Genomic DNA, 7,334 nt, shown 5'->3' with positions numbered 1-7,334 from the left:
GCAGCTGCTGCTTCTGGGCCGCTACGACGACACGGGCCGCCTGCGTCCCGTGGGCCGGACCTCGTCGCTGAAGGCGGAGGCCGCCCGGCAGCTGGCCGGACAGCTGCGTCCTGCTGGTCCTGGCCATCCGTGGGTGGGGATGCGGTTTTCGGCTGCATGGGGGAGTCGGGAGGCTCTGGATGTCGTCTTGGTGGTGCCCGAGCTCGTCGCGGAAGTTCAGGCGGATACCAGTATCGACAGCGGTACCCACCGGCACCCGCTCCGGCTGGTGCGGGTCCGTACCGATGTCACCCCGGAGGACGTCCCGCGCTTCGGTGAAGGTGCCCGGCCCTCAGCCGGCTGACGCTCCTCGTCCGCGGCTCATGGTCAAGAGGCGGGCAGCGTTCCCGCGGCCGTATCGGCTGTTTCCGCGACCAGCTGCAGCTCGGTGGCCAGGTGCACCGGCGTCTGCCCGACCCCGGCAGCGATCTGAGGGCCGAGCATGGGCGCCAGCAGCATCACGGCCGCGCTCAGGTCCCGGCATGCCCCAGCCAGCCGTCCGCCGGCCACCATGCCGGGTAGCAAGGTCTCGCAGGCTCCCGCGGTCCCGCCGGTCGTGTCCGCGAGTGCGCGGTAGGCGTGGGGAAGGCGCGCGGGCCGGTCCTCCGGCGCGCCGATGCGCAGCTGCCCGAGCGCGTAGGTGACCAGCACGTCGTCATGGGCCTGCTCGACCAACCGGTGCGCCTGGTTGAACGCTCTGACCGCCGCCTTGGCCTCGTCGTCCAGGGGGTCGTTGCCGTCGGCCGCTGCTTCCACTGCGGTGGCCATGGAGCGGGCGGCTCGGTGCAGCCGAGAGCCGGCGTGTGCCAGCGCGTGGAGGTCCATGCCCGGCACAACGGCGTCCTGCCCTTCCAGGACACCCGGCAGCACCGGAGCCGCTCGGGGGCCTCCACGGCATGGAAGGCGCCCCCGAGGCTTCGGTCGAGGCCGTGACCCCTGCCATTGAGCCGGAGTTCCCCAATTGGGGAACTCCGGCGATTTTTGAAGGTCTCGCAGGCTCCCGCGATCCCGCCGGGTCTTCTGCGGCTTGCCCCGCTGGCGCGGCGCGGGGAGGTCTACGAGGGCGGTGTTTCCTGTTGCAGTCGGTGTTGTGGCTGGCATCGGGGGCAGGGCTGGACCCCGTCTTCGGCGAGGATCAGACGCGCTTCGCTCGTGGTCAGGAGCGAAGCCGCCGCCGCCGGCCTGCGGGCAGTCCCCGCGGTGCAGCACTCCGCCGCCGGTGTCTGGCCGGCCTGGGAGGAACCGCGACCATTTCAGCTCGCGGCCCGCAGGCGTCTGGCTGCCCGGTGCGCCGCCCGGCGCCGTGCGGTCGGGTGCCGGGTGGTCGCGCTGTTGCAGTTTCCGGATCCGGGTGTCCACCTCCGCGAGCTGGTAGCGGAGGTAGGTCTGCAGGACCCGGAGGCGGTCAAGGTCCGGGGGGTAGAGATCCGGGACTTTCTCGTTCGCAAGTTCGATTCTATGCCCGGGGTCGGGGACGCCCCGGCGGGCGCCTGCTGTCCCGTGCCATCGAACCCTGAGCGTGTGCCGCCGAAGGTTGATCAGCGCCTGGCCAGGCGGTCCGCCGCTTTGGAACCGGTTGACAGGGTCCGGCGATTACCAGCCAGTCGCCCTGAATCCCTTCATCGGTCTCTTCGAGCAGGGATGATCAACTCGCTGGGCGTCCTCTACGCCCAACCGACGTACGCAATTGAGGAGTGGACATGGCTGAGCGCCAGAACGGCACCGTGAAGTGGTTCAACGATGAGAAGGGGTTCGGCTTCATTACCCCCGAAAGTGGTCCCGACCTCTTCGTACACTTCAGGGCGATCCAGGGCAGCGGGTTCAAGAGCCTGAAGGAAGGGCAGAAGGTGTCCTTCGTCGCGGTGCAGGGACAGAAGGGCATGCAGGCGGACGAGGTCATGCCGGAGGCATGAGTCTGCCGCACCAGCGCCGTCGCACAGCACGGCCGTGGCCCGGAGCCGACTCGCTCCGGGGCGACGTGCTGGCACGCAAGCTTCGATGGCACGCGCTCAAGGTTCGTTGACACAGGACACCTGCTGGTGTCCTGTCGCAGCGAAGGTTGACCGATCTCACTGAAGCTTGACCTCGCCCGAGCATGTTTCGGCGCGGTGTGCCCGCAACCCGAGCGGACCACTCGCGAGCACTCTGGGTATCTGGTTGGCTACAGCAGGGCCGCGACAGGCGCGTCCAGTGATGCCGGAGGCAGTGATGACCACAGAAGACCGAACCAACCCTGCGGCCCGGCTGGGCTTCCAGCCTGGCGAAGTCGTCCAGGAGATCGGCCATGACGACGACGTCGACCAGGAACTCCGCGAGGCCATCGAGGAGATCACCGGCCAGGCCCTGGTCGACGAGGATTACGACGACGTGGCCGACGTCGTGCTCCTGTGGTTCCGCGATGGGGACGGTGACCCCACCGATGCCTTGGTCGACGCCATCGGACGGCTCGAAGACGGCGGCGTCATCTGGTTCCTCACCCCGAAGACCGGACGGGACGGATACGTCGAACCCAGCGACATCATCGAGGCTTCACAGAGCGCCGGCCTCTCCCAGACCAAGTCCATCAGCATCAGCAAGGGCTGGACCGGCACCCGCATGGTCGCCCCCAAACGGTAACCGCCCAGACCTACGGCCAGGCCCGCTCCGCGCCACCTACACACGGCGGCGGGCCTGACGCCTCCATCAGCCCCATGCGTCAGCCTCCGGCGAGACATCCTGGCGGGCCATCAACCTTCAGTGAGATCAGTCAATCTTCGCTGAGACAGGACAGCTGGCAGGGCCGGGCCGAGAGCCCTGCCCTCGGGCGGTGCGACAGCGCCGGCCGTGTGCTGGTGGCCGCTACCGGGCGCGTGCCGTCAAGCGCTGCGCCCTGGTGCGGGCGGGCTTCGGGCAATACGGCCGTGACGTGGTTGGGCAGGCACTACGGTGCCCGGGTGGCTGACTACTCCGGTTTCATCAAGCGGCAGGTCTCCTCCCGCCTGTACCGGCCGGGCGGCACGGTGGAGACGAGGCGGGATCCGGCGGTGTGGACGCTGGCGCACCGCGGATACAGCGGCAGTGGCCGGCTGGATGTGTGGGTGTACGCCACGAAGCAGGAGGCTGCGCGAGGGCGCGAAGCTCGCGATGGCCTGCGGGTTGGACGAGGACGAGCAGGCCCGCGAGGACTTCGCCGCCGGCCGCTGGCAGCAGGTCCTCGACCGTTACGAGGACACCAGCCCCGACACCCACCTGCTGCGGGTCCAGACGGCCTTCCTCAAGTTCCCCGAGTAGGCCGGTCTCCGGCCCGGGCAGTGTCCGCGCGGGCGCCGGGCGGGGCGCTGACGGAGGCGTCCGGCGCGGGATGCTGGAAGAAGGACGCCACGACGTCCTTTCCGTGGGGAGGTGTTTCCGGATGCCGGATAAGCGGCCGCGCGGCTACCAGCCGTGGTGGCGGCCTCGTCCTCGGACGGTCGAGCTGCTGGTGGCGGTGGACCGGGTCCTGGATCGTTACGCGGCGCAGTTGCCGCTCACGATCCGCCAGGTGTGGTACTCGCTGATCTCCGACGGCGTGCTGGTGAAGGAGGAGAGGACTTACAAGCGCCTGGTCGAGGTGTTGGGCATGGCCCGCCGCTCGGGCCGGATCCCGTGGGAGGCGCTGCGCGACGACACCGAGAACACCGCCGTGCCCGTGGCCTACGCCGGCCCGGCCGACTTCCACCAGGCCCTGCTTGAGGCCGCGCGTGCCTTCCGTCTGGACCGGCAGGCCGGCCAGAGGGTGCGGCTGGAGGTGTAGTCGTCAGACGGCGGGGATGGTCAACCAGCTCGTGACCGTCGCCGACCCCTATGGCGTGCCGGTGTACTCCGGCTCGGGGTTCAACGGCCTGCCGGCCAAGCGGGCCGCCGCGCTGCGCGCCGGGGCCGACCGGCAGCGGGGGTTGCGTATCTTCGTGATCTCCGACTGGGACCCCAGCGGTGTCCACCTGTTCTCGGCGCTGGCCGAGGACGTCGCCGCGTTCGCCGCCGTGGACGCTCCGGGCGCGGACGTCGTCTTCGAGCGCCTGGCAGTCACCGAGCAGCAGATCACCGACCACGACCTGCCGACCGCACCGCGGAAGGTCACCGACCACCGCTCGTTCCCAGGCCACTCCACCACCCAGGCCGAAGCGCTCCCGCCCGACGTCCTGGCCGGCGTACTGCGCTCGGCGATCGAAGCGCACCGCGACCCGGAGGTCGAGACCGCGCTCCTGCTGCGGGAGGCCGAGGAACGGCGCGAGATCCTCGAACGCCTCCAGGGGCCAGACGGTCCCGCCCACAGGCAGGGAGCGCACCCCTGAGCGGAGAGCCCATGCCTTCGACGGCTTCTATGCCCCGTGCTGCTGGCCGCCCAGGAGGCGGCGCCTCATCCGTCACCCCCGGTCCGGACGGCACGGACGCCGTGAAGAAGATCCTCGGTGGCGTGGCCTCGATCGCTGTCGGCGTGGCGGAGCTCCGCAACCGCGGGTACGGCACTGGACACGGCCAGGCCACCGCACCCACTAACCTCGGAATCCGCCACGCCCAACTGGCCGCCAACGCGGCCATCACCTGGTGCCAGCTCATGCTCGACACCCTTGGAGACCCCGATTCCCCCTGGCGGAGAGTTCAGTGGTGTTGCACTCGCTGACACGAAGGTGCCTGGCCACCCTGTACTGACACAGGCTGGCGTTTGGCCTTGTCGGGCACTGCCACGAAACCGGCCCTTTGCAATTGGTCGCCAGCGCCGATGGATCCGTAACCTTTACCTGTGGCGGGTGGTTAGAAGGGGCGGCGCCGATCGCCGGGTTGTTCCCGAGCGTGCGGGGGGATCGTATGAGTGGGATGGCCGGTAGGCTCGTGCCGGTGACGGCCGCGGTGTTGACGGTTTCGATTCTGGCGGCCGTGAGCCGACGAGGTTCCGGGAACCGTAGGAGCCAAGCGTCGGCGCGCGGCCCCTTCTCCCGTTTCAGGCCATTGATGTTCATGTAGTCCGTATGACACCGGCTAGAAGGGAAGCGGTTGTGACGGCGCGTGCCCGGCAGGTCGCAACGCTACGGCCTCGCTACCAGCGGGACCTGGCCGACGGGGTGGAGCGGTTCCTTGGTCCGAAGCTTTCCACCTGCCCCTGGTGCGCCTCACCACGCCTCAGACGGCGTCTGCGTACCACCGACCGGATCCAGGGCAAGCCGGGGACCTTCACGCTAGATGAGTGCACCCAATGTGGGCATGTCTTCCAAAACCCCCAGCTGACTCCCGAAGGTCTGGAGTTCTACTACCGGGACCTCTACGACGGTCTGGGCGAGAAGACGGCCCAACGCCTGTTCACCTCACCCGCCCACACCAGGCTCTACCGCTCACGGGCTAAGGCGATGCGTGCTCTGTGCACGCCCGAACGCTGGCTGGACGTGGGCTTGGGCCATGGCCACTTCTGTGCCACAGCCCGCCAGCTGCTGCCCACCACCGTCTTCGAAGGTCTCGATCGGAGCGAAGGCGTCGACATCGCCAAGGACCGCGGCCGCATCACCCACGGCTACCGTGGCTCCTTCACTGACCTTGCGTCACGCCTTACCGGCCGCTACGACGTCGTCAGTATGCACCACTACCTCGAACACACCATTGACCCGCGGCAAGAGCTGATCGCGGCCCGCACGGTTCTGAGGCCTGGGGGCCACCTGCTGATCGAAGTGCCCGACCCCGAATGCCGGGCCGGCCACCGGCTCGGCCAGTGGTGGAGCCAATGGGTCCAGCCCCAGCACCTGCACTTGATGCCCCTGCGTACCCTGCGTGAGGGCGTGACCGCGGCAGGCTTCACCGTGGTGACGGCTGACCGACACGCGGCCCATCTCCCCGCCGACCTCTCCTGTGCCGCCCTGCACCTGCTCAACGCTGCCCTGCCCGCTCCCGACACGCCCTGGGCACCACGCCGACCCCGTACCACCGCCCGCTGGACCCGCGCCTTCCTGTTTGCCGCTGCCAGCCCCGCCCTGGTGATTCTCTACGCCCTCGACCTGGCCGTCGCGCCCCTCGCGCGCCGAACGGGCTGGTCTAACGCCTATCGACTGATCGCCCGGCGGGACTAACTGATCGTTTCGGAATGAGGCACCGCGTCATCCGAGGGTGACGGGCGTTTGGGATCGTGTTGGTGGAGTTTGGAGGCGGCCGGTCGTTGTGGGCGGTTCCCACAGCCAGATCGTGGACGCGGTCGACCTTCTCCTGAACCGTCCCGGGCCGGTCCGGCCGACGACCGACGTGCTTCTTGGCCAGGTTCGTCGTCCACCGCCGCGTGCCGGACACGTCGTCGACGGGCGGGCTGCCGACCGCCTCGAACCGCTCGTTCTCATCCTGGATGGACGCCAGGATCGTGTGGACTTTGTGGGAGACGCCTTCCCGGCGCCGGTCGATGGGCCAGCGGTGGGACGTGAACCGGTAGTTCAGCACCGTACTCAGCGATAACCCGATGTCGTCGGCGTAGAGCTGCAAGGACCTGCGGACACCGAACAACTCGTCCTCGTGTGCCACCGAGCCGCCGTGCGGGCGCATCGGCTCGATTTCCAGTGCGTGGTCGCCGATCGTGAACATCGCCCGCCCCATCTGGGCGACGAGTCGGCGGTCAGCGGCGACGATCTCTTCGTAACGCTTCCGGGTGACCTGACCGATGTTCTCGGACAAGCTGATCACCACCCCTCACGGGGCCGGGCGCGGCACCAAGGGCCGCCAAGGGAACCCGCGGCCCCTTGCTCCTTTCGGAGCGTCCACCTCCGCGGGATCGTCAACGACCCTCGGTGTCAACTCGGTCAGAACCGGCGGGAATTCGCCAAAAAGAGCGTTCAGATCGGCGTCACTGTGACGCTGTTCCGAACCCTTCCTGTCGCCGCCGCCAAGCCCTCGTGCGGCACTTCGGCGAGCAGTAGACCGTCCCGGCCGGATGCTCCACCCCCGGCGTCCACCGCGTCCCGCACGACGGGCACTCGGCAGCGTCCCGGGCATCCCGCAACGAGGCCACCCTCGCCCGCACCCGCCGGGCCTGATGCCACTGCCTGGAACGACACACCGCCGAGCAGAACCGGACCCGCGGACCCGCACCCGTCCGAAGCCGTTCACCACAGGCCAGGCAGTACCGGACAGGCACCCGCCCGTCACCATCGGCCACCCCACCAGGCTAGACCCGCCAGGAGATCACGTCAGCGACTTCGGAAACGGGCACTCAGAGGTCGTTTTCGCCCGATGTTTCATCCCGAGATTGGGTGTTAAGTAGCCTTCGTCGGGTCGCGCCAGGAGATGGTGTTCTCGCTGGTGAGGCG

The 7,334-nt window shown here is 68.9% G+C and carries 9 protein-coding genes and 1 pseudogene; 8 read left to right on the top strand and 2 right to left on the bottom strand.

Annotation, left to right across the window (positions count from 1 at the left end):
• Nucleotides 1-343 (top strand): annotated as a pseudogene (locus tag AB0K09_RS26860) (ATP-dependent DNA ligase); the annotation flags it as partial.
• Between the two features lie 23 nt (nt 344-366).
• On the opposite strand, the gene AB0K09_RS26855 reads toward AB0K09_RS26860, so the two are convergent.
• The gene (locus AB0K09_RS26855) at nt 367-807 is read right to left on the bottom strand and encodes a hypothetical protein (protein ID WP_366067977.1); all 441 of its coding nucleotides are present in this window, start codon (nt 805-807) and stop codon (nt 367-369) included.
• Nucleotides 808-1,739: 932 nt separating this feature from the next.
• Here AB0K09_RS26855 and AB0K09_RS26850 point away from each other — a divergent pair.
• From AB0K09_RS26850 to AB0K09_RS26820, 7 genes are all read left to right on the top strand, one after another.
• Nucleotides 1,740-1,952 (top strand): cold-shock protein, encoded by a 213-nt coding sequence (locus AB0K09_RS26850; protein WP_366067975.1) that lies wholly within the window; start codon nt 1,740-1,742, stop codon nt 1,950-1,952.
• Between the two features lie 295 nt (nt 1,953-2,247).
• Nucleotides 2,248-2,655 (top strand): DUF3052 domain-containing protein, encoded by a 408-nt coding sequence (locus tag AB0K09_RS26845; RefSeq protein WP_366067974.1) that lies wholly within the window; start codon nt 2,248-2,250, stop codon nt 2,653-2,655.
• Between the two features lie 507 nt (nt 2,656-3,162).
• Nucleotides 3,163-3,309, top strand: a complete 147-nt coding sequence (locus tag AB0K09_RS26840; RefSeq protein WP_366067973.1) for a hypothetical protein — start codon at nt 3,163-3,165, stop codon at nt 3,307-3,309.
• Between the two features lie 121 nt (nt 3,310-3,430).
• On the top strand, nt 3,431-3,811 hold the full coding sequence (locus AB0K09_RS26835; RefSeq protein WP_366067972.1) for a hypothetical protein: 381 nt from the start codon (nt 3,431-3,433) through the stop codon (nt 3,809-3,811).
• Nucleotides 3,812-3,827: 16 nt separating this feature from the next.
• On the top strand, nt 3,828-4,352 hold the full coding sequence (locus AB0K09_RS26830; protein WP_366067971.1) for a hypothetical protein: 525 nt from the start codon (nt 3,828-3,830) through the stop codon (nt 4,350-4,352).
• 11 nt (nt 4,353-4,363) lie between these two features.
• Complete coding sequence (locus AB0K09_RS26825) at nt 4,364-4,681, top strand: abortive infection family protein (protein ID WP_366067970.1); 318 nt, start codon at nt 4,364-4,366, stop codon at nt 4,679-4,681.
• A 373-nt stretch (nt 4,682-5,054) separates the two neighbouring features.
• The gene (locus AB0K09_RS26820; protein WP_366067969.1) at nt 5,055-6,113 is read left to right on the top strand and encodes a class I SAM-dependent methyltransferase; all 1,059 of its coding nucleotides are present in this window, start codon (nt 5,055-5,057) and stop codon (nt 6,111-6,113) included.
• On the opposite strand, the gene AB0K09_RS26815 is transcribed toward AB0K09_RS26820, so the two are convergent.
• A complete protein-coding gene (locus AB0K09_RS26815) occupies nt 6,079-6,702 on the bottom strand; it encodes a DUF6192 family protein (protein ID WP_366067968.1) in 624 nt (207 codons plus the stop codon). The genes AB0K09_RS26820 and AB0K09_RS26815 overlap by 35 nt on opposite strands.
• Nucleotides 6,703-7,334: the final 632 nt, after the last annotated feature.

The organism is Streptomyces sp. NPDC049577 (genome assembly GCF_040675635.1).
Lineage (GTDB): Bacteria > Actinomycetota > Actinomycetes > Streptomycetales > Streptomycetaceae > Streptomyces.
This window is presented reverse-complemented; position numbering and strand designations above follow the sequence as displayed.

Bases quoted from the DNA above. Each gene is read 5' to 3' on its own strand.
- AB0K09_RS26855 (WP_366067977.1), bottom strand. From the start codon at position 807: ATGGCCACCGCAGTGGAAGCAGCGGCCGACGGCAACGACCCCCTGGAC.
- AB0K09_RS26850 (WP_366067975.1), top strand. From the start codon at position 1,740: ATGGCTGAGCGCCAGAACGGCACCGTGAAGTGGTTCAACGATGAGAAG.
- AB0K09_RS26845 (WP_366067974.1), top strand. From the start codon at position 2,248: ATGACCACAGAAGACCGAACCAACCCTGCGGCCCGGCTGGGCTTCCAG.
- AB0K09_RS26840 (WP_366067973.1), top strand. From the start codon at position 3,163: ATGGCCTGCGGGTTGGACGAGGACGAGCAGGCCCGCGAGGACTTCGCC.
- AB0K09_RS26835 (WP_366067972.1), top strand. From the start codon at position 3,431: ATGCCGGATAAGCGGCCGCGCGGCTACCAGCCGTGGTGGCGGCCTCGT.
- AB0K09_RS26830 (WP_366067971.1), top strand. From the start codon at position 3,828: ATGGTCAACCAGCTCGTGACCGTCGCCGACCCCTATGGCGTGCCGGTG.
- AB0K09_RS26825 (WP_366067970.1), top strand. From the start codon at position 4,364: ATGCCTTCGACGGCTTCTATGCCCCGTGCTGCTGGCCGCCCAGGAGGC.